At 62.3% G+C, this 21877-nt stretch carries 16 protein-coding genes; 7 read left to right on the top strand and 9 right to left on the bottom strand.

Annotated elements, in window-relative coordinates:
- Positions 1–70 precede the first annotated feature (70 nt).
- The 4 genes from ACFPN2_RS16795 to ACFPN2_RS16780 all read right to left on the bottom strand — a co-directional run bounded on the left by ACFPN2_RS16795 (position 71) and on the right by ACFPN2_RS16780 (position 6590).
- A complete protein-coding gene (locus ACFPN2_RS16795; protein WP_380598510.1) occupies positions 71–1537 on the bottom strand; it encodes an efflux transporter outer membrane subunit in 1467 nt (488 codons plus the stop codon).
- A gap of 10 nt (positions 1538–1547) precedes the next feature.
- Positions 1548–4721, bottom strand: a complete 3174-nt coding sequence (locus ACFPN2_RS16790) for an efflux RND transporter permease subunit (RefSeq protein ID WP_380598508.1) — start codon at positions 4719–4721, stop codon at positions 1548–1550.
- A complete protein-coding gene (locus ACFPN2_RS16785) occupies positions 4718–5896 on the bottom strand; it encodes an efflux RND transporter periplasmic adaptor subunit (RefSeq protein WP_380598506.1) in 1179 nt (392 codons plus the stop codon). Before ACFPN2_RS16785 ends, ACFPN2_RS16790 begins: the two co-directional genes overlap by 4 nt.
- Positions 5897–6020: 124 nt before the next feature.
- The gene (locus tag ACFPN2_RS16780) at positions 6021–6590 is read right to left on the bottom strand and encodes a TetR/AcrR family transcriptional regulator (RefSeq protein ID WP_380598504.1); all 570 of its coding nucleotides are present in this window, start codon (positions 6588–6590) and stop codon (positions 6021–6023) included.
- A 582-nt stretch (positions 6591–7172) separates the two neighbouring features.
- Between ACFPN2_RS16780 and ACFPN2_RS16775 the strand changes: the two genes are divergently transcribed.
- The gene (locus ACFPN2_RS16775; protein ID WP_380598503.1) at positions 7173–8234 is read left to right on the top strand and encodes a sensor histidine kinase; all 1062 of its coding nucleotides are present in this window, start codon (positions 7173–7175) and stop codon (positions 8232–8234) included.
- 119 nt (positions 8235–8353) lie between these two features.
- Here ACFPN2_RS16775 and ACFPN2_RS16770 read toward each other — a convergent pair whose 3' ends face one another.
- The 4 genes from ACFPN2_RS16770 to ACFPN2_RS16755 form a co-directional block, all read right to left on the bottom strand.
- Positions 8354–9553 carry an ABC transporter permease gene (locus tag ACFPN2_RS16770; RefSeq protein WP_380598501.1) on the bottom strand — a complete coding sequence of 400 codons (1200 nt, stop codon included), beginning with the start codon at positions 9551–9553 and terminating at the stop codon, positions 8354–8356.
- Positions 9553–10710 (bottom strand): ABC transporter permease, encoded by a 1158-nt coding sequence (locus ACFPN2_RS16765; protein ID WP_380598499.1) that lies wholly within the window; start codon positions 10708–10710, stop codon positions 9553–9555. The genes ACFPN2_RS16770 and ACFPN2_RS16765 overlap by 1 nt, the downstream gene beginning before the upstream one ends.
- 99 nt (positions 10711–10809) lie before the next feature.
- Positions 10810–11478 carry an ABC transporter ATP-binding protein gene (locus tag ACFPN2_RS16760; RefSeq protein ID WP_380598497.1) on the bottom strand — a complete coding sequence of 223 codons (669 nt, stop codon included), beginning with the start codon at positions 11476–11478 and terminating at the stop codon, positions 10810–10812.
- On the bottom strand, positions 11475–12617 hold the full coding sequence (locus tag ACFPN2_RS16755) for an efflux RND transporter periplasmic adaptor subunit (protein WP_380598495.1): 1143 nt from the start codon (positions 12615–12617) through the stop codon (positions 11475–11477). The genes ACFPN2_RS16760 and ACFPN2_RS16755 overlap by 4 nt, the downstream gene beginning before the upstream one ends.
- Positions 12618–12852: 235 nt before the next feature.
- Here ACFPN2_RS16755 and ACFPN2_RS16750 point away from each other — a divergent pair, with 235 nt between their 5' ends.
- The 5 genes from ACFPN2_RS16750 to ACFPN2_RS16730 are packed head-to-tail and all read left to right on the top strand — an operon-like array spanning position 12853 to position 18096.
- Complete coding sequence (locus ACFPN2_RS16750; RefSeq protein WP_380598493.1) at positions 12853–14097, top strand: efflux RND transporter periplasmic adaptor subunit; 1245 nt, start codon at positions 12853–12855, stop codon at positions 14095–14097.
- A gap of 4 nt (positions 14098–14101) precedes the next feature.
- Complete coding sequence (locus tag ACFPN2_RS16745) at positions 14102–14794, top strand: ABC transporter ATP-binding protein (RefSeq protein ID WP_380598491.1); 693 nt, start codon at positions 14102–14104, stop codon at positions 14792–14794.
- 4 nt (positions 14795–14798) lie between these two features.
- Positions 14799–15956 (top strand): ABC transporter permease, encoded by a 1158-nt coding sequence (locus ACFPN2_RS16740; RefSeq protein WP_380598489.1) that lies wholly within the window; start codon positions 14799–14801, stop codon positions 15954–15956.
- 19 nt (positions 15957–15975) lie between these two features.
- A complete protein-coding gene (locus tag ACFPN2_RS16735; protein WP_380598487.1) occupies positions 15976–17169 on the top strand; it encodes an ABC transporter permease in 1194 nt (397 codons plus the stop codon).
- A 24-nt stretch (positions 17170–17193) separates the two neighbouring features.
- On the top strand, positions 17194–18096 hold the full coding sequence (locus ACFPN2_RS16730; RefSeq protein ID WP_380598485.1) for an Fpg/Nei family DNA glycosylase: 903 nt from the start codon (positions 17194–17196) through the stop codon (positions 18094–18096).
- Positions 18097–18167: 71 nt separating this feature from the next.
- Here ACFPN2_RS16730 and ACFPN2_RS16725 read toward each other — a convergent pair whose 3' ends face one another.
- Complete coding sequence (locus ACFPN2_RS16725; RefSeq protein WP_380598483.1) at positions 18168–19025, bottom strand: alpha/beta hydrolase; 858 nt, start codon at positions 19023–19025, stop codon at positions 18168–18170.
- A 131-nt stretch (positions 19026–19156) separates the two neighbouring features.
- Between ACFPN2_RS16725 and galB the strand changes: the two genes are divergently transcribed.
- The gene (gene galB / locus ACFPN2_RS16720; protein ID WP_380598481.1) at positions 19157–21868 is read left to right on the top strand and encodes a beta-galactosidase GalB; all 2712 of its coding nucleotides are present in this window, start codon (positions 19157–19159) and stop codon (positions 21866–21868) included.
- The last annotated feature ends 9 nt before the right edge of the window (positions 21869–21877 follow it).

Here is a 21877-nt window from a genome sequence, read left to right as displayed (position 1 = left end):
CCAGCAGTATTTCGCTGGATGGAGCCTCCGCCGTGTCCGTTAACACGCGCCGGAGGCGCTCCTACACTGTTTAACGCCGCGCCGTCAGAGGCTCTGCCTGATCGCCCAACCCGCCGCCCACCGCGAGCGCCAGGTCAATCGTGTTGAGCAACGCGTCGCGCCGGGCCGCGACCAGATCGATTTGCGCCTGATACAACCCACGGCGCACATCGAGCAGCTCCAGATAAGAAATATCGCCCTGCCCGTAACGCAGCTCCGCCAGCTCAGTGGCACGGCTCAGCGCCGCGACTTGCTGATCGTTCGCTTCACGCACACCGGCAATCAGCGCCTGCCCCTGCAGAGAATCCAGCACTTCGCGGAACGCCTGCTGCACAGTGCGCGCGTATTCCGACTTGCGCTGCTCTCTCACCGCTTTTGCGCGAGAAACATTCGCCCGCAACCGGCCGCCCTGGAAGATGGGCTGCAGAATGCCGCCGGTCGCTGACCAGATTTTCGCTGGGCCGGTGAACAAGCTATCCAGCTCGGGGCTCGCGGAACCATACGCACCCGTGATGCTGATGCTCGGGAACAACTGGGCACGCGCGACGCCAATATCCGCCGCAGACGCATTGAGCGCCGCTTCGGCCGCGCCGACGTCGGGACGTTGTGACAACACTGACGACGGCAGCGCCGCCGGCAACTGCACCGATGCCGGCAAGCTGATGCCCTGCACGCTGATGGCTTCATCGACCAACGCCTTCGGCGAACGACCCAACAGCACGCCGAGCGCATTCGTGAGCTGCACGACCTGCAGTTCGAGCTGACGCGTCGACACCCGAGTCGCCGCCGCATCGGCCTCTGCGCGCTTGAATGTGAATTCATCGCTCTCGCCCGATTCGTACCGCAGCTTCTCGAGATCCGACGCTTCCTCGCGCGACTTCAACGTGTCTCGCCCACGAGCCAACTGCTCGGCGGCCGCGATCAACGAATAATAAGTGCGAGCCACTTCGCCGGTGAGACTGAGCTTGGTCGCTTCGCGACCATATTCAGTATTCAGCAGCTGAGCACGCGCCGATTCCGATGCGCGCTGATACTTGCCCCAGAGGTCCAGCTCATAAGCCACCGTACCCTGCACCGTGTAGCCAGTCTGGGTCGTGTCGAAGCCTGGCACGTTCTCGCCCAGCCCCTGCTCCCGCAACGACAACTCGCTCTGCTTGGTGCGAGTGACATTGCCTTCGAGATTCACGGTCGGCAGCCGATCCGCATTGGCGATGCGCAGATAGGAACGCGCCTCGAGCACCCGAGCCGCCGCGATCTGCGCATCCGGGTTGTGCTTCATCGCTTCGACGATCAGCTCGTTGAGCTTGGCGTCGTCAAACAAAGTCCACCACGGATTCGGCAGCGGCGAGGTCTGAGCGGCCTGCTGCGGCAGAGCGTCCGGCAGCGGCAGCTCCGGCTTCTGCGGATCCACTTTCGACACGAAGCAGCCGCCGAGGGCGGCGGCAATTGCCGCCACCAACGTCACTCGAGCCGCTGTTCTTATTACTTGCCTGCTCATTGCGTCACTCTCAATTCGACTCATGAGGCGCGGCCGGTTTCGGCTGCACGCCACCATGAGGCTTACCCTTGCCATGTTCGTCGTCGTAGGCTTCGCCGCCTTTGGCGCCGGCAATCCACTTGAAGAACAGCGGTACGAACAACGTCGCGATGAACGTCGCCGCCAGCATGCCGCCGATCACGCTCGTGCCGAGCGAATGACGGCTGTTGGCACCTGCACCGGTGCTCAACGCCAGCGGCAGCACGCCGAAGATCAACGCCAGCGAAGTCATGATGATGGGACGGAAGCGCAGCTTCGCGCCTTCGATCGCCGCCTCCATCAGGCCCATGCCTTCGTGATACTTCATCAGCGCGAACTCGACGATCAGAATCGCGTTCTTGGCCGCAAGCCCGATCAGCGTCAGCATGCCGATCTGGAAGTAGATGTCGTTCGCCAGACCGCGTGCGAACACGGCCAGGAACGCACCGAACGCCGCGAACGGCACCGCCAGAATCACCGCGATCGGCAACGTCCAGCGCTCGAACTGCGCGGCGAGAATCAGGAACACCATCAGCACGCCGAGCAGATACACGCCCTGCGAAGCGCCGCCGCTGACCTTTTCCTGATACGCCGTGCCGGTGAACGCCAGCTGATAACCCGGCGGCAACGTTTCTTTGGCCACCGCCTCGATCGCCTTCAACGCATCGCCCGAGCTGTAGCCCGGCGCCGCCGCGCCCATGATCTTCGCCGACGTGAACGCGTTGAAGCGCTCGACGATTTCCGCGCCGGTCACTTCACGAATGTTGGCGAGCGCGGTGAGCGGCACCAGGTCGCCCTTCTTCGAGCGCACATACACGTTACGAATATCTTCCGGATACGCACGGAAGCGCGGCTCCGACTGCAACTGCACCTGATACACGCGGCCGTTGCGGTTGAAGTCGTTCACATACAGCGCACCGAACGTGCTCTGTAACGTTTCGAACACCTGGCCCACTTCCACGCCGAGCGTGATCGCCTTCTCGCGATCCAGATCGATGCGCATCTGGGGCACGCTGGCGCTGAACGTGGTCTGCGTACCGGCAAGCTCAGGACGCTTGTTGGCGGCAGCCACGATCTTCTGCGTCACGCCTTCGAGATCTTTGATCGAGCCGCTACCGCGCGACTGGATGTAAGCCTCGAAACCGCCGGTCATCGACAAGCCTTCGATCGGCGGCGGCTCGACGGCGAAGAAGAAGCCGTCCTTCACCTGCGCGCCGGCACCGAACACGGCACCGACCAGCGCAGCGGGCGACAAGTCCTTGCTCTTGCGCTCTTCCCACGGCTTCATCGGCAACCAGATGATGCCGCTGTTGGTCTTCATCGCCTGCGTCAGCGGATCCATGCCCGCCACGGCCACAGCATTCGCAACCGCGGGATGATGTTGCACACCGGCAGCCACGGCCTGGACTGACCTCACTGTACGGTCCAACGAAGCGGCGTCCTGCAAGAAGCCGATGACGAAGACGTAGCCTTGGTCTTCCGACGGCGCGAGCGACGTCGGCAGGGCACGGAACAAACCGACCACGACAAGCAACATCACCACAAAGATGCCCGCAGCCATCGCCGCACGCTTCATCACGAAGCGCACACCGCTCTCGTAGCGATGCGTCACCTTCTCGAACCACCGGTTGAAACCTTCCAGGAAGCGGTTCTTCACCATGTGATCGTGCTTCAACAGCAGCGCGCACAGCGCCGGCGTCAAGGTCAGCGCCACGAAGCCGGAGATCACGACCGACACGGCGATGGTGACCGCGAACTGTCGATACATCTCGCCGACCAGGCCGCCCATGAACGCCACCGGCAGGAACACCGCGGTGAGCACCAGCACGATGGCGATGACAGGGCGCGTCACTTCTTCCATCGCTTTCTCGGTCGCTTGCGGCGCCGGCAAGTTCTCGGTCGTCATGATGCGCTCGACGTTCTCGAGCACCACGATGGCGTCGTCGACCACGATACCGATGGCCAGCACCATGCCGAACAACGTCAGCATGTTGATGGAGAACCCGAATGCAAACATCGCCGCGAACGTGCCGACCAGCGACACCGGCACGGCCAGCATGGGAATGACGGTGGCGCGCCAGTTCTGCAGGAACAGCAGCACCACGAAGAACACCAGCACCATCGCTTCGAGCAGTGTCTTGACCACTTCCTTGATCGACACCTTCACGTATTGGATGGTGTCGTAGGGAATGGAGTAAGTCATACCCTTCGGGAAGTCCTTCGACAGCTCCGCCAGGCGGTTCTGGACGGCCGAGCCGGTCTCCAGCGCATTCGCGCCCGGCTGCAACACCAGCGCCATCATCACGGCCCGCTTGCCGTTGATCGTCGCCTGATTGCTGTAGGTCTGCGCGCCCAGCTCGACGCGAGCGACATCTTTCAATCGCACCACGCCACCGGACTCGGTGGTGTGCACGACGATCTGCTCGAATTCTTCGGGTTCCTGCAGACGGCCTTGCGCGGTCACCGCGTAAGTGAAGTCGACGTGCTGACTCACAGGCTCCACACCGACCTGACCCGCCGCGTATTGCGAGTTCTGCTGGCGAACCGCCGCGGCGACATCGGAAGGCGTGAGGCCGAGCTGCGCCAGCTTGTCAGGCTGCATCCAGATGCGGATGGAGTAATCCTGGCCGAACATCTGCAGGTCGCCGATGCCGGGAATACGACGCAGCTCGTCGACCACGTTGAGCGTGACGTAACTGCTCATGGTCAGCATGTCGACGCTGTTGTCGGGCGAATGAATCGACACGATCTGCAGGAACGTGGTCGATGCCTTGCGCACCACCACGCCCTGACGCCGCACTTCTTCGGGCAAGCGCGGCACGGCGGCCTGGATGCGGTTGTTCACGTTGACCGCGTTCATATCGGGATTGGTCCCGATGTTGAACGTCACCGTGATCATCAGCGTGCCGTTGCCCGAGTTGACCGAGCTCATGTACAGCATGCCTTCGACGCCGTTGATTTCCTTTTCCAGCGGCGCGGCGACCGTGTCCGCGATGGTCTCGGCGGTCGCGCCCGGATAGACCGCGGCCACCGTCACCGACGGCGGAATGATGTTCGGATAAGCGGAGATGGGCAGCGAGATCATGCCGCCCAGGCCGGCGATCACGATGAAGGCCGAGATGACGCAGGCGAAGATCGGCCGCGTGATAAAGAACTTGGAAATCATGCGGTCTCCTTCTTCTCGGGCTGCTGCTCAGCCTGCTTGCTCGGAGCGTCGGGACCGACGGCGCTCACTTGAATTCCCGGCTGCACCTTGAGCACGCCTTCGACGATGTAACGATCGCCAGGCGCGAGCCCTTCGGTGACGATGATGTTGTTGCCGAACGAGCGACCGACCTGCACCGGCCGGAACTCCACTTTCTGTTCGCCGTTCACCACCCAGATGAACTGACCCTGCGCGCTCGACATGACGGCCTTGCGCGGCACGGCCACGACGCTGCTCAACTGCACGCCCTCGACACGCGCGCGAATGAACTGGCCGGGAATCAGCTGCGCCTCCGGGTTCTTCAACACGGCGCGTACCCGCACGGTGCCGGAATTCACATCGACCGCGTTATCGACGAAGGTCACTTTGGCGCTATCCGGATATTCCTTGCCGTTCTCGAGTATCAATCGCACGGTCGGCGGCGCAACCTTGTTGGCCGGTGCGAGCGAGCCACGAATGATCGAAGCTTCGGCCTCGGGCACCGAGAACTCGATATACAACGGATCGACCTGCACGATCTTGGTCAGCAGGCTGGAGCTTTGCTCGGTGGACACGAGGCTGCCCTCGGACATCACTTCGCGACTGGTCAAGCCCGAGATCGGCGCGCGGACGTCCGTATATTCGAGATCGAGCTCGGCCATTCTCTGCGCCGATTGCGCCGCCTCGAGGCTCGCCTGCGCCACTTCGAACGCCGACACGACCTCGTCGCGACGGCTCTGACTCACCGCATTTTTCTCAAACAGCGGCAACACGCGATCGTGCTGGCGACGCGCTTCTTCCAAGCGTGCCTTGGCAACGGCGACGTCGGCGCGAGCGGACGCCAGGCGCGCACGCACCGGCTCCGGATCGATCAGAAACATCGGCTGGCCCTGCTTCACCGACCCGCCTTCCTCATACCGGCGCTTGATCAAAATGCCGCCGACCCGGGCGCGCACTTCAACTTCGCGCGAGCCGACAGTGCGGGCGGTGTATGTGAGATCCAGCGGCACCGGATTCTTCTCCACCGTCTGAACGGTGACTTCCGGCGGCGGCATCGAGTGCTGCTGTTCCTGTCCCTTGCCGCAAGCTGTCAGCAACACGGCGCTGACAGCGATGGCAACCAGAGACCTCACGAATGACTGACGAATGACGTTCATATGCGTCTACCTGACAAAACTAAAAAACGTGGCCGCGAGCGCAAGCGCTCGGGCGATGAAACACGGGTGGCTTGGGACGGGTGTCCGGCTTCCTTAACTACCGGGTGAGCGCATGGGCAAGCCTTTAGCGATACGCCTCATCGGCAATCTGCAGCAGCTGCTGCACTACGCGCTCACGCTGCTCCTCGGTGAAACACGAAATGCGCAACGATTCGCGCATCATCAGGCCGTCGATCGCCAGCGTTACGACGGCGGCCCGAGCGAAATCCACATTGCTGCTCTCGAGCTGCTTGGTGTACTGAGCCGTGCGCTCACGAATCACTTCCAGCAGCGTCAAATCGTTCGCAGCGGCGGCGAACAGCGCCGCGCCCATGCCAACCGTCTTGGCCCGGGGCTGCTGCGACAGAATCCCGACGATGCAGGCCTTGAGGTCACGGCCATCGGTTTCCCCGGTGCCGCTCTTCGCCTGCTCCACACAGTCGGTCATGCTCTCTACATAGCGCTTGGCCAGCGCGCCGAGCAATGACTCTTTAGAGGGGAAGTGGTAGAGCAATCCGCCCTTACTCACGCCCGCCGCCTGAGCCACGCCGTCTAGCGTCATGCGCGCCGCGCCGACGTCCCCGACAACTCGTTCCGCTGCTTCGAGGATCCGTTCGCGGGCCGGGCTCATCGTATTGGATGCCAACTCCGCCATGGACGATCTCTCTCTACCAACTGGCACTGTACCGACTGGACGGTGAATATACCGTCCAGCCGGTACAGTTTGTAATAACTTTCCGCTATGCAGAGCCCTCGATTTCATACCTCGCCGCCCACGGCGAGCCCCGCTCAGGGCCCCGACTCTGGCTCGGAGCGGTTCAGAAAATTGAATACAGCTCGGGTTCATTCCTTCGCCACCATTGCTCAATGGTAGAATCCTATGAGTTTTTCTAAACCATCCGAACAGCGAAATCGGGCTGCGTAAAGTACCAGTTAGTCAGCCGCGGACGTCCGCTTCACAGTCCGAGGGCTTGCGCATTTGCAACGCCCCGGCGAAGCGGCCAACTTCGCTGTTCCTCATGGCTTCAATGCGGCCGCGCATTGAACGCTGAAATGAAGACGAACGAGGTCATGCTTTTGCGACAGCCGATGAGCACAAACCCCCGCCGGGAGTGCGTTTGGGCCGCAATGGACGGCTTACAATGCGCGGCGTTTCAGAGGAGTGGCTAGGCGCATGCCCGACAGCAACGTGTCCTGGTTTAGCGGCGAACACTTTTTGCCACATGGACACTGCTATATGTGGACCCCAGGCATCCTGTGGATGCACGTCATTGCCGATATCCTGATCGCGATGGCCTATTTCACCATCCCGTTCGTGCTGCTCTATCTGGCACGGCGGCGGCGCGATTTACCGTTCAACTGGCTGCTGGTGGCCTTCGGCATCTTCATCGTGTCCTGCGGACTGACCCACGTGATGGACGTGTGGAATGTCTGGCACACCGATTACTGGCTCGAAGGGATCATCAAAGTCATCACCGCGGCCGCCTCGGTGCCGACCGCGATCCTGTTGTGGCGCTACCTGCCCGTGATCCTGTCCGTGCCCAGCCAGCGCCAGCTGCGCGACGCCAATGACTCGCTCGCCCGTGCGAATCGCGAGCTCGAAGCGTTCACCGCCTCGGTCTCGCACGACCTGCGCTCGCCGTTGACCACCATCGCCGGCCAGGCGGGCTTGCTCGAGCTGTCGCTGCCCAATGCCAACGAAGAACAGCGCCGACGGCTGACCCGTATTCAAGGCAGCGTGAAACAGATGTCGGAGCTGATCGATGCGCTGCTGGTGTTGTCGCGCATTTCACGTCACACCCTGCATCGAGAGATCATCGATGTGAGCGCGCTGGCGGAAAGTATCTTCCAGGATCTGCGGCAGAAGGATCCGTCCCGCACTGTCGAGGTGGAGATTCAGCCCGGCATGAGCGTTCATGGCGACCGACGGCTGATCAACGACCTGTTCGTGAATTTGCTGGCCAACGCGTGGAAGTTCACTTCGCGCACCGAGAATGCGCGCATCGAAGTCGGCCAGTCTCAGCACGGCTCGATGGCGACCCTGTTCGTTCGGGATAACGGCGCCGGCTTCGACATGGCCCACGAACAGAAACTGTTCAAGCCTTTCCAGCGCCTGCATGGCGCCGCCGAATTCGAAGGCACCGGCGTCGGCCTCGCCACCGTCGCCCGCATTATTGATCGACACGGGGGACGCATCTGGGCCGAAGGCAAGCCGAGCGAAGGCGCGGTGTTTTATTTCACCATGCCGACCATGCCGATTACGGAGCAGTTCTTGTTGATGCAGCGGGCGCTGGCGTAACCCGCCCTCGCCGATCGATCGAGGCCCCCCCTCGATGCTCCCCTCTCCCAGCGATCGAGGCACCACCCAATATATGTTCCCCCTCTCCCAGCGGGAGAGGGGGCAGGGGGTGAGGGTCTTCAGTCCGTTCTAAGCGCATCAACCGGCTCTAGTCCCGCCGCTCTCACCGCGGGCAAGATGCCGGCGAGCAGTCCCACTGCTATTGCCAGCGACTCCGCCGCGATAATAAACATCGGCGAATAACTCACCGGCAGCGCCGGCACGGCGATATCCAGTGCCGCTGCGATCCCGAGCCCGGCCGCCAGGCCGGCAACGCCTCCGAGCGCCGACAGCACAACCGCCTCGGACAGAAACACCCGCAGCACCTGATTCTTCTGCGCACCGAGCGCGCGGAGCAATCCGATCTCAGCGGTGCGCTCACTGACGCCGATGGTCATGATGGTAAAGATCCCCACGCCACCAACCAGCAAGGAGATACTTCCCAGCGCCCCCACCGCGAATGTCAGCACACTCAAGACCGAGCCCAGCGTGTCGAGCATCTGCTGCTGTGTCGTGATTGTGAAATCTTCATCGCCGTGTCTCGCAGACAGGATCTTCCGGATACCGGTGACGACCTCGTCCACCGACACTCCCGACTCATGTCGCAGCTGGATCTCGAACACACTGTCCCGATCGAATAACTCGAGCGACTTCGCGGTGGGAATGTAAACCGTGTCGTCGAGATCGAATCCCAACGTCGTGCCCTTCGGCTTCATCACCCCAGCCACTCGATAGCGCTGCCCGCCCACGCGAATCGTCTTCCCCAACGCGTTCTCGCCGCGAAACAGCTCGTGATACATCTTGCTCCCGAGCACGGCGAGAGAACGCGGCGCCCGCGGATCGTCCGCGGGCAGGAACTCACCTTCCGCCACTTCAAATCGAAACGCCTCGGCAAACGAATGCCCGACGCCATACACCGTCGTGCGCCGTTTACGACCCAGCGCCTCGACCTCCGCATTTCCTTGCACCATCGCATTAGTCGATATCACATAGGGCGCGCGTCCCAGCGCTTCGGCATCGTCGACGGTCAACGGTCGCACATTGCCGAGCGACCCGATCGAGCCGCCCATGGTCTTCGTCTTGCCCGGCGTGACGCTGACGATGTTCGTGCCGAACTGCGTGAACTCAGACACCACAAAGCGATGCACGCCCTCACCGATCGATGTGAGCAACACAACGGCCGTCACGCCGATGCCAATGCCCAAAGCAGTCAACGCCGCGCGCAGTCGGTGGGCTCGCACCGAGCCAGTCGTCAGCCGCACCAGATCGGCGAAACGCATCAGCGCCTCCCCGCCAGCGCAGCTACTGGATCCAGTCGTGCCGCCCGCCGCGCGGGCATCAACCCGAACACGACGCCGCTGAGGACTGCGACCACCACTGCGAGCACGACGGCCCACGTCGGCGGTCTCAGCGGCAACGAGGGATAGATCTTGCCCACGATCCAATCGACCCCGAATCCCACGAACAAACCGGCGACCGCGCCGGCCACGGACAGGAGGATCGCCTCGGTTAGAAATAACGCTGTGATCTGTGCTCGTGTCGCGCCGATCGCCTTGAGCAGACCGACTTCGCTGGTCCGCTGACTCACGGACACCAACATCACATTCATGATCAACACGCCCGCGACTGCCAGGCTGATGGACGCGATGCCGCCGAGGGTGAGTGTTAGTGCGGTGAAGATGCGGTCGAAGGTTGAAAGCAAGGCGTCCTGCGTGATGACAGTGACATCTTCCTCGCCCTGATGCCGCAGCTTGATGGCCTCGATGGTCGCGTTGCGCACGCGAGTCATGTCATCGCGCGTGTGAGCTTGAATCAACATACGGAACAACGATTCGGTGTTGAACAGCGCCTGCGCGGCGCTCACCGGGACGATGATCAACTCCTGCGAGTCCATACCGATCATGCGGCCTTGATCCGCAAGCACCCCGATGACTCGAAAGCGCCGATCGCCAATGCGGAGATTGCCGCCGATCGCTTCGCGGCCTGGGAATAGTTCACGAGCGATGTTGCTGCCGATGACAGCGACCGCAGTGTCACGACTCAAATCGCCCGGAGGAAGAAAGCTGCCTCGCGCGACCTTGAAGCCATGCACCGGCTGCAGATCGGCACTGGACCCCATCACCGGCGCCTCTCGCTCCAACGAGCCCACCGACGCCGGCGCCGAACCAACAACCACCGGCGCTACCCGCTCGACGCCAGGCAGACGCTGGACCGCTAGCGCATCACTCAATGTGAGATCTCTCGGCGTCTCACCCGCGAGCATGCCCGGTGAGACGCCGCCAGTTTCCGAACGGCCGGGAATGACAATGACCATTCGCGTGCCCAGCGCCTGGAACTCATCCGCAACGTAACGTCGCGCACCTTCTCCCAAAGAAGTGAGCGCGATAACCGCGGCCACTCCGATACTCATCGCCAGCAACAACATAATGCTCCGCATGCGCGCCCGCACCGCGGAGTCGAGAGAAAGGCGAATTAGATCGCGAAAGCGCATGCTCCCACCACCGCTATGCATCGCCGGCACTGAAAGCTCATCCGACTACACATCCTCCACCACCTTCCCATCCCTCATTCGAATATGCCGCCGAGCCCGCTGAGCCACCTCCGCATCATGTGTTACCACCAGCAACGTGATGCCTTTGGCATTCAGGCCCTCAATAGCAGCAAGCACTTCCGCCCCAGAGACGTGATCCAAATTTCCGGTGGGCTCGTCCGCGAGCAACACCGCCGGCTGCATGACCATCGCTCGGGCGATGGCAACGCGCTGCCGCTGTCCGCCGGACAACTCATTCGGCCGATGCCTGGCGCGACTTTCCAAGCTCAAGCTCGCCAGCAACTCCTGTACACGCGGGCGGCGCTCTTCGGGCGCCACGCCCGCCAGTACCAACGGCAATTCAACATTCTCAAACGCCGTCAGCCTCGGAATCAGATGGAACGACTGAAAGATGAACCCGATCTTCCGCGCCCTCGTATGTGCCAACTCCTCGTCATTCAGAGACGTCGTCTCTCGCCCATCCAACAGATAAGTGCCCGCCGTCGGCCGATCCAACAGCCCGAGCACATTCAACAACGTGGACTTGCCCGACCCGGACGGCCCCATGATCGACACATACTCGCCGGTCTCGATATGCACGTTGATATCGTCGAGCGCGAGCACCTGCTGATCGCCCATCTGGAAATGGCGGCAGATGTTCCGCAAGTCGATCATGGCTTGGCGGCCTGCGTCGCCCGCGCGCCGTCGACGACACCTTCGCGATCCACGGTCGTCACAACGAGATCGCCTTCCGACAGACCGCCCGTGATCTCGACGTACTCCCAGTTTCGCAAACCGGTCTGCACATCCCGGACGTGAACGCGCCCATCCGCGGAGTCGTAGAGATAGACACGCTTCCCGTCGATCAGCGCTCGAGTAGGAATTCGCAGCGTGTCCGCCCGCTCCTGAAGAATCACTTCCACATCGGCGCTGTACCCCGGCAGCAGTGTCACCGCTTGGATATCTTGCAACTCAGCTTCGATTTCCACCGTGCGCGCCTGCTTCTCGACATCCAGAACATAAGGCGCCACCCGTCGCACGCGAGCAGCAAACGTTCGATCCCGGAACGCATCGAGCGACACTCGCGCCGGCATGCCCTCACGAATGCGCGGCGCATCGACCTCATCGATCGGCGCCGTCACATAGATACAACTGGTGTCAACCACATCGACAGCCGGCGGCGTCGGGATGCCGACCGGGGATGGAGTAACAAACTCACCGAGCTCGCCATTGATCTCAGCAACGATGCCAGCAAACGGCGCTCGTAACAGCGTACGTTCCATCGACGCCTTCGCCTGCTCGACGCGCGCCTCCGCGACTTTGATATTTTGAGTGATCGCGCGACACGCCGCCGCGCGACTATCGGCATCGCCTTTCGCTCTATCGGCCGTATCGATAGCAACCAGACTTTGTGTCACCAGCTTCGCGAGACGATCCGACTCGCGCTGAGCCACGGTGGCCGCGACACAAGCCTCTTCGGCACGAGCATGCGCGGCCACGGCATCGCGTTCAGCCAGGCTCAGCGACGCGCGAATGTCATCGTTCCACAGCTCGAGCAGCACTTGCCCGGCCTGCACATGATCGCCTTTCTTTACCGGCAGTCGAGCGATCTGCCCACCCGAAGGCGGCGCGAGCCGGGCGCGTTGACAGGCTTTGATGGTGCCGGCCCGCGTGTTGGTCACTGTTTCAGCGACCGGCCCGCGACTCACGGTTGCAGTTTCCACCGCGATGGGATCGGGGCGGCTGACCAGCATGCCGATCGCGAGCGCCACGAGCGCCACTCCACCCGCTATATATAAGGTGCGGCGTTTCATATGTTGGCGATGTCCTGCCCGGCCGGTAGCGCAGATATCGAAGTCACCGAGCGGATTATCGACCCAACTCACCGGTGTTGCGCGGCTTTTCACCGACGCGCCTTACCTCCGCCCGGCCCACAGGATTAGAATCCGTGCGCCTGCCGGCCGCTGGCCCGGACTCAGGTATTTGAATATTCCAATGACCGCGCCGTCGTTCGCTACGAGCGCGGTTGCTAAAGGACTGAAGGCTTCCATGTCATTCGACCAGAACGCACTCGACAGCCTCCGTATCGAACGCAGCCCGGAACCCACTCGTAACAGTCGCCCCGGCGGTGTCTATAAATGGTTCATCGTCGCTGTACTGGTGCTAGCCGTGGTGGCGGCCGCATGGGCCTTCTTCCGCGATAACGCCGTCGAAGTGGAAACAGTCACTGCAGTCGCCTCTTCGAGCGGCGGCAGTGCCGGTGGCTCGGTGCTCAACGCGTCGGGCTACGTTGTGGCCCGTCGACAGGCCACAGTGTCAGCAAAAGTCACAGGCAAGGTTCGCGAGGTGCTCATCGAGGAAGGCATGGAGGTCAAGGAAGGCCAGCTGCTCGCGCGCCTGGATGATACGACCGCGCGTCCGCAACTCGATCTCGCCGAACGTCAGCTCGACGCCGCGACCAAGAATCTGCAGGAAGTGGAAGTGCGCGTGGTCGAAGCTGAACGTAACTTGCGACGTACGCGCCAGCTGCGCACCGACAAGCTGGTCAGCGAGCAGGCCCTCGATTCGGCGGAGGCCGAGTACGCCGCGTTCCAGGCCCGCCTGGAAGCATTGAAGAGCGAAGTAAAAGTCGCTCAGAGCAGCGTGCGCGTGCGCAACCAGGATCTCGACGATTTGCTGGTGCGTGCGCCGTTCGACGGCGTCGTGGTCTCAAAGGACGCGCAGCCCGGCGAAATGATTTCTCCGATTTCCGCCGGCGGCGGTTTCACGCGCACCGGAATCGCGACAGTCGTTGACATGGATTCGCGAGAGATTGAGGTCGATGTGAACGAGGCCTTCATCAACCGGGTCCAGGCCGGACAAAAAGCCGAAGCGGTGCTGGACGCGTATCCGGATTGGACCATCCCGTGTCACGTCATCAACATCGTGCCCACCGCCGATCGCCAGAAAGCGACCGTGCGCGTGCGCATCGGGTTCGATCATCTGGATCCGCGCATCCTGCCGGACATGGGTGTGAAGGTGAGCTTCCTCGACAACCGTCCCGGCGAAGCGACCGAGGCGGCCGCCTCGCGCCCGGCGGTGCGGGTGCCGACGGAAGCCGTTATGAAAGATGGGGATACGACATTCGTCTGGCGCGTGCGCGACCAGTCGGTGGAACGCGTCGCGGTCCGGACCGGTGGCGAACGCAGCGGACAAACAGAGGTGTTGTCGGGAATCGCCGCCGGCGACGTCCTTGTAGCGAAACCGGTCGACGGCCTCGCCGAGGGCGCCCCGGTCAAAAAGAAAGCGGAGTGACATCATGGCCGATGAATCGTTGGTTCGACTGCGCGGGGTCGCGAAGGACTACAAGCGCGGCGCCGAGACCGTGCACGTGTTGCACGCCCTCGACCTGGACATCCCGAAGGGCGATTTCCTGGCGCTGATGGGCCCGTCGGGCTCCGGCAAGTCCACGCTGCTGAATCTGATCGGCGGCATCGACCGGCCGACCGCGGGCAGCATCGAGATTGCCGGCATCCGCACCGATTCCATGAGCGATGGCGATCTGGGCCGCTGGCGCGCCAATCACGTCGGCTTCGTGTTCCAGATGTATAACTTGTTGCCGGTGCTGACGGCGGAACGAAACGTCGAGCTGCCGTTGTTGCTGACGAAGCTGCCGGCCGCGGAACGACGCAAGCGTGCGAACGCGGCGCTGAGCCTGGTCGGCTTGAGCGAGCGCGCTCAGCACAAGCCTCGTGAACTGTCCGGCGGTCAGGAACAACGCGTCGGTATCGCCCGCGCCATCGTTTCCGATCCCACCCTCCTGTTGTGCGACGAGCCCACCGGCGATCTCGACCGCAAGTCGGGCGATGAGATCCTGGACCTGTTGCAAGCCCTGAATCAGCAACAGGGCAAGACCATCATCATGGTGACGCACGATCCGCACGCAGCGGCCCGCGCCAAACATGTCCTGCATTTGAACAAGGGTCAGCTGGGCCGCGAAGCGGCGGCGTGACGTCATGTTCAAATATCTACCCTTGCTGTGGGCCAACCTGGGACGCAAACGTCTGCGCACCAGCCTGACGCTGGCATCCATCATCGTCGCGTTTCTGCTGTTCGGCCTGATGCAGACGCTGCGCGTCGCGATGACCGGCAGCCCTGAGCTCGCCGGCATCGATCGTTTGATCACGATGCATAAGACGTCCTTCGTGCAGTCGTTGCCGCTCGCCTATCTGAATCGAGTCAAAGGCGCCGATGGCGTGGTGGTCGCGACTTCGCAGGACTGGTTCGGCGGCGTGTACCAGGAAGATCGCAACCAGCTGGCGACCTTTGCGGTCGAGGCACCGACCTTCTTCGAGGTGTACAACGAATACCAGCTGAAGCCGGAAGAGAAACAAGCCTTTCTGCAGGATCGGACCAGCGCCATCGTCGGTCCGATGGTCGCCGAGCGCTTCAAGTGGAAAGTGGGCGACACCATTCCATTACGCTCCAACATCTGGACCCACAAGGACGGCAGCGGCAATGTCTGGCCGATGAAGATTGCCGGCATCTACCACGCCACGAACGGCGACAACCAGAGCATCTACTTCCACTATGACTATCTCAACGAGTCGCGCGCCGAGATCCGCGACATGATCGGTTGGGTGGTCGTGAAGGTGAGAGACCCGGGCCGCTCGGCCGACATCGCGCGCTCCATCGACGATCTGTTCCGCAATTCCTCCACCGAGACCAAGACCTCAACGGAAAAAGCTTTCATCCAGGGCTTCGCGAATCAGATGGGTAACATCGGCAAGCTGCTCACATTCGTAGCGGCCGCCGTGTTCTTCACGATGTTGCTGGTGACGGCCAACACCATGGGCCAGTCGATTCGTGAGCGCATCAACGAGATCGGCGTGATGAAGACGCTCGGCTTCTCGGGCGCGGGCGTCACGTTCCTGATCATCGCCGAAGCGATTCTGGTCACGGGGTTGGGCGGCCTGATCGGGCTGGGCCTGGCGGCGCTGGCCAGCAAAGGCATCGGCGCAGCGGTCGCGCAGTTCTTCCCGGTGCTCGGCATGCCGAGCGCGACGTGGGGCATCGGCGTCGTGTTGATCGTACTGCTCGGCGGTTTGGCCGCGGCCATTCCCTGCGCCCAGGCGTCGCGACTGAAGATCGTCGACGCCTTACGTAAGAGCTGAGCCAGGAAGGAACCCAGACATGTCGAACAATTCCCTGGCTCAGATTGGCGCGATCACGAGCATGAACGTGCGCAATATGTCTCAGCGCGCGGCTTCCTCCATCGTGGCGCTCATCGGCATCGCCGGCGTCGTCACTGTGCTCATCGGGGTGCTGTCCATCGCCGAAGGCTTCCGCGCGGTGCTGGAAATTTCCGGCTCCGATCAAGTAGCCATCGTGCTGCGTAATGGCGCCACCGACGAAATGGGCAGCGGCCTGTCGCAGGAACAAACCCGCATCATCGCCGACGCCAAACAAGCGGCGCGCGATGAGCAAGGGCCCGTCGTTTCTCCCGAGCTGTACGTCGTGGTCGACGTGCCGCTGAAGAGCACCGGCACCGCGGCGAATGTTCCTTTACGCGGCGTGGGTCCGCAGGCCGTGAAGCTGCGAAGCAACTTCAAGATCGTCGAAGGCGCGAACTTCACGCCCGGCAAGTTTGAAGTGGTGGTCGGCAAAGGCGCGAGCATGCAGTTCTCCGGCCTCACGGTCGGCAGTCAGCTGCGCCTGGGCAATGCCAACTGGACTGTGACAGGCATCTTCGAGGATCGCGGCAGTGTCGCCGAGTCGGAAATCTGGACCGATGCCACTGTGCTTCAAGGCGCTTACAACCGCGGCACCTCGTATCAATCGATGCGGGTGAAGCTCACCAGCGCGAGCGCCATGCAGGCGTTCAAGGATGGGCTGTCGACCGATCCTCGCTTGAACATTCGCGTGTTCAGCGAACAGGATTACTACGCGGAGCAGTCGAAGATTCTCGTGACGCTGGTGAGCACGATCGGCAGCGCGATTGCGGTCCTCATGGGATTGGGTGCGATTTTCGCGGCGCTCAACACGATGTATTCGGCGGTTTCGTCGCGCACTCGTGAGATTGCCACGTTGCGCGCGTTGGGCTTTGGCTCGGCACCGGTGATCACGTCGGTGCTTGCGGAGGCGTTGCTGATCGGATTGGTCGGTGGCGTGGTCGGCATGGTCGTGTCGTACGTCGCCTTCAACGGCGTGCGTGCCTCGACGATGAACTTCGCAACCTTCAGTCAGCTGACCTTCGCGTTCACCGTGACGCCGCAGCTGCTCATTCAAGGCTTGGTCTATGCGCTGATCCTCGGCTTCATCGGCGGCCTGCTGCCCAGCCTGCGCGCGGCGAAGCTGCCGATCACGACCGGTCTGCGCGAACTCTGATGCCGTCCCGGCCGTTAGGCATGTATGCCAGAACTGCCTGACGTCGCCGTTTATATCGAATCGCTCGAGGCCCGCATCGTCGGGCACCGGCTGGAGCGGATTCTGCTGAAGAATCCGTTCCTGCTTCGCACCGCCGAACCGCCTCCGCAGAGTTGCGAAGGTCATGTCGTTACGCGGATTCGTCGCCTCGGCAAGCGGATCGCTCTTGGATTCGACAATGATGTGTGGCTGGTGATTCATCTCATGATCGCCGGCCGGCTGCACTGGTATGAGACCGGCCATCGCGGCAAGATCCGCGCGCCGCTGCTTCAGCTCGATTTCGACAACGGCGTGCTCACATTGACTGAAGCCGGCACCAAACGTCGCGCTTCACTGCATGTAGTCGCGGGCGAGGCGCAACTCGAAGAACACGACCGTGGCGGGCTCGAAGTGCTCGGCGTCGGGCTCGCGTTGTTTCGTGAGCGTATGAGCGAGCGGAATCACACGCTCAAGCGGGCGCTCACTGATCCGACCATTCTGAGTGGCATCGGTAATGCCTATTCAGATGAGATTCTGCATCGGGCCCGGCTGTCGCCGATGCTTCAGACGAAGCAGCTCGATGATGATGAATGGCGCCGACTCTATGACGCCGTTCAAGAAGTGTTGAACGAGTGGATTGAGCGATTGCGCGCGGAGGCGGCTCGTGGGTTTCCGGAGAAGGTCACCGCGTTTCGGAAAGAGATGGCCGTGCATGGGAAGTACGGCGAGCCGTGCCCCGTGTGTGGCACAGCCGTTCAACGCATCCGGTACGCGGAGAACGAAACGAACTACTGCCCTCGCTGCCAGACCGGCGGGAAGTTACTCGCCGATCGGGCGCTGTCGCGCCTGTTGAAAGATGATTGGCCGAGGACGATCGATGCGCTGGAGAACACGAAGAGGCGAACATGACGATGCGCCAGCTCGGCGCCACGCGATCGCTCCCTAGCGAAAGTCCGCCAGCGGCACGGCTGGCGATGTAACTATTCTTTGTCCTTTGCCTGCAGTGTCCGTTTGATGAAGCCGCGCATAACGATCATCGCGCCTTGTTCCACCGTGCCGTGATCCAGCCCGGCCATTTCGTAGAACTCGACGTTCTTGTGACCCAGATTGCGCAAGGTCACCGCCATCAACTGATTCTCTTCCACACGTGACTTGAACTCGATGTCCCGGCCGCCGACGATCATGCAGATCGGCGGAAACTCGCTCGCGGTGTGATACAGCGGCGCGTATTCGTCAATGATCGGGCGCAACTGCGGCCCGGTGTCGCCGCGCTGTTGTTTGACAGTGAAATGCGTCGTCATCTGGCCGCTGACGGCGATCACGCCGGCCAAGGATTTATTCGACAGCTTGTGCACGCCGAGCCACTTCGCATCCATCGCAATCATCGTCGCAAGATACGCACCGGCGGAATGCCCCGCGACGAACACCTTGCTCGGATCGCCACCGTAGCGAGCGATGTTTCTAAGCGTCCACGCCACAGCAGCGGCAGCGTCTTCGATGTAACCGGGCGGCTGCACCTTCGGTGCCAGCCGATAACTGGCGGCGACGAGTGCGATGCCCTGGTCCTTCAGATTGGGGAAGTAACGACTGCCACCCGTCAAGCCGCCGCCATGAAACCACACCACGGTGGCAAATCCCTTGGCGCCCTTCGGATAGTAAACATCGAGCTTGCCCTGCTCTTTCTGATACTGATCGGCACGCGCCAACGCCGCAGCGTCGTAGTAAGCAATGTTGTTCTCGGTGCCGTACTCCAGCTTGGCGCCGCCATCTTCAGCCAGCGACACCGAGCCCGACAGCAGGCACCACAGCCCGATCAACACAGCACAGCGAAAATTCATCAGGTCTCCTCATTCGATCCGTCCCGTCCGACGGTTGCAGTACTAGCACGACTTAGACGGGCGTGCATTTGTCTGAGATAATGCCAGAGTCGGCGCCGCGCGTGCCGGGCTGCCATTCAAGGGCTCCATCGATGCGAAATTCTTTCCGCTCTCGCCGCGCCGAGGGCGCTCTGATCTGCATGCTGTCGCTCGCCGTGCCTGCATTCGCCACGGCTCAGACCGTCGCGCCAGGCGAGCGCATTTCGATCAACGCCGGCTGGCGTTTTCAACTCGGCGACCCCGAAGGCCTCGCGACACCGCTGATGTACGACGTGCGCCCCATCGTCACGTTGAGTGAAGACGGCAAGGAGGCGGACGCCAAACCGGAAGAAGCCGCCAAAGTCGACTCCGCGCGACAGCAGGTGCTGAAGCCCTGGATCATGCCGTCGGGCAATGCCTTCATCAACGATCCCGCGCGCCGTTATCAGCGTCCGGCCGGCGATCCCGGCAGTAATGTTTCCTATGTGCAGGCGAGCTTCGACGACGGCACCTGGCGCGACGTCACCTTGCCGCACGACTGGGCGATCGCCGGCCCGTTCATCGCCAACGGTCCCTATGGCGGCATGGGCCGACTGCCGAGCTGGGGCATCGGCTGGTACCGGAAGAAACTGGACATCCCTGCGAGCGATCGCGATCGTTCGATATTTCTGGATATCGACGGCGCGATGTCGTATGCAACCGTGTGGCTCAACGGCAAGCTCGTTGGCGGCTGGCCCTACGGTTACAACTCCTTCCGCCTCGACCTCACGCCGCAGGTAACCTTCGGCGGCTCGAATCAGCTCGTCGTGCGGCTCGACAATCCGCCGCACTCGGCGCGCTGGTATCCGGGCGGCGGCCTGTATCGCAATGTTTGGTTGACCAAGACGAGTCGCGTGCATGTGAGCCAGTGGGGCACGCAGGTCACGACGCCGCAGGTTTCCAGATCGTCGGCAACCATCGACGTAGCAGTGTCCATCGACAACGATTCGCAGACCGAGGCATCGGTCGATGTATCGACTGACTTCTATGCCTTGGACGAGGCCGGCAAACGCAGCGGCGGTGTCGTCGCGAAGATCAACCATGGAAGCGCGCGTATCGCTGCGGGATCGAACGCTCGGGTGCAGGGCTCGACGACGCTCGCAAATCCGCGCCTGTGGGGACCGCGCCCGACACAAACGCCGAATCGCTACGTCGCCGTGACAACCGTATCGCGTGCTGGCAAAGCCATCGATCGCTATGAAACCCGCTTCGGTATTCGCTCGCTGCGCCTGGATCCAAACAGCGGGGTGTACGTAAACGACGAGCGCGTCCCGCTCAACGGCGTCAACAATCATCACGACCTCGGCGCGCTCGGCGCGGCCTTCAACGTGCGGGCGGCCGAACGCCAGTTGGAAATGCTCCAGGAAATGGGCGCGAACGCCGTGCGCATGAGTCACAACCCGCCGGCGCCGGAGCTGCTCGAACTGACCGATCGCATGGGCATTCTGGTGATGGACGAAGTGTTCGACGTCTGGGAGCGCAAGAAAACGCCGCTGGACTTTCACCTGATCTTCCCGGACTGGCACGAGCAGGACCTGCGCTCGATGTTGCGCCGGGATAGGAATCACCCGTCCGTGATCCTGTGGAGCGTGGGCAACGAAGTCGGCGAGCAATACACGTGCGAGCATGGCGCCGCCATCGCGAACCGACTGGTGAGCATCGTTCGCGAGGAAGACCCGACGCGGCTTGCGACGACGGCGATGAACTGGGCGAAGCCGGAGATGCCGTTGCCCGCCGCCGTCGATGTCATCAGCTTAAACTATCAGGGCGCGGGCATTCGCAGCTTGCCCGGTCAGTTCCCCGCGTTCCGCGAACGCTTTCCGAACAAGCTCATTCTCAGCAGCGAGAGCGCGTCGGCGCTCAGCAGTCGCGGCGAGTATCAGTTCCCCGTGCCCGGCACCATCAGCGGCCCGGTGCGCCCGGGATCGGGCGGCGACCCGAAGACTTGCCAGGTCAGCGCTTATGAATTGTTCGCCGCCGACTTTGGCTCCTCCGCCGACCGCGCGTTCGCCGCGCAGGATCAGCATCCCTATGTCGCTGGCGAATTCGTGTGGACCGGCTGGGATTATCTCGGCGAGCCAACGCCGTACTACTCATCGCGCAGCTCGTACTCCGGCATCATCGATCTGGCCGGGTTCAAGAAAGATCGTTTCTATTTGTATCGAGCACGCTGGCGCCCGGACGTGCCGCTCGCTCACCTGCTGCCGCATTGGACCTGGCCGGGTCGCGAAGGCGAAGTCACGCCGGTTCATTTGATCACCTCCGGCGACGAGGCCGAGCTGTTCGTCAACGGCAAGTCTCAAGGCCGCAAGAAGCGTGCGGCTTACGAGTACCGCTTGCGCTGGGACTATGTGACTTACGAGCCGGGCGAGCTGCGGGCCGTGAGTTACAAGAACGGCAAGGAATGGGCGACAGCGTCCGTGCGCACTACCGACGCACCAGCGAAGCTCGAGCTCACCGCCGATCGCTCGCGCATTCAGGCCGATGGCCTCGATTTGTCGTTCATCACCGTTCGCGTCCTCGACAACAACGGTCAGCCCGCGCCGACCGCGAAGAACTCCATCCGCTTCTCTCTCGATGGCCCCGGCGAAATTGTCGCCACCGACAACGGCGATCCGACCAGCTTCGTGCCGTTTCAATCGCCGGTTCGCGAGGCGTTCAATGGACTGGCGTTAGTAATCGTGCGTGGCAAGCCAGATCGAGCGGGGAAGATCACGGTGAGAGCGGAGTCGACGGCGCTGGAAGCAGCGACTGTCACGTTGAGCTCAGCCAAGCAACGCGAGTAGAGAGCATTA

The organism is Steroidobacter flavus (assembly GCF_042651805.1).
Taxonomy (GTDB): domain Bacteria; phylum Pseudomonadota; class Gammaproteobacteria; order Steroidobacterales; family Steroidobacteraceae; genus Steroidobacter; species Steroidobacter flavus.
The sequence above is the reverse complement of the archived record's forward strand: the minus strand, read 5'-3'. Positions and strand labels throughout refer to the sequence as shown.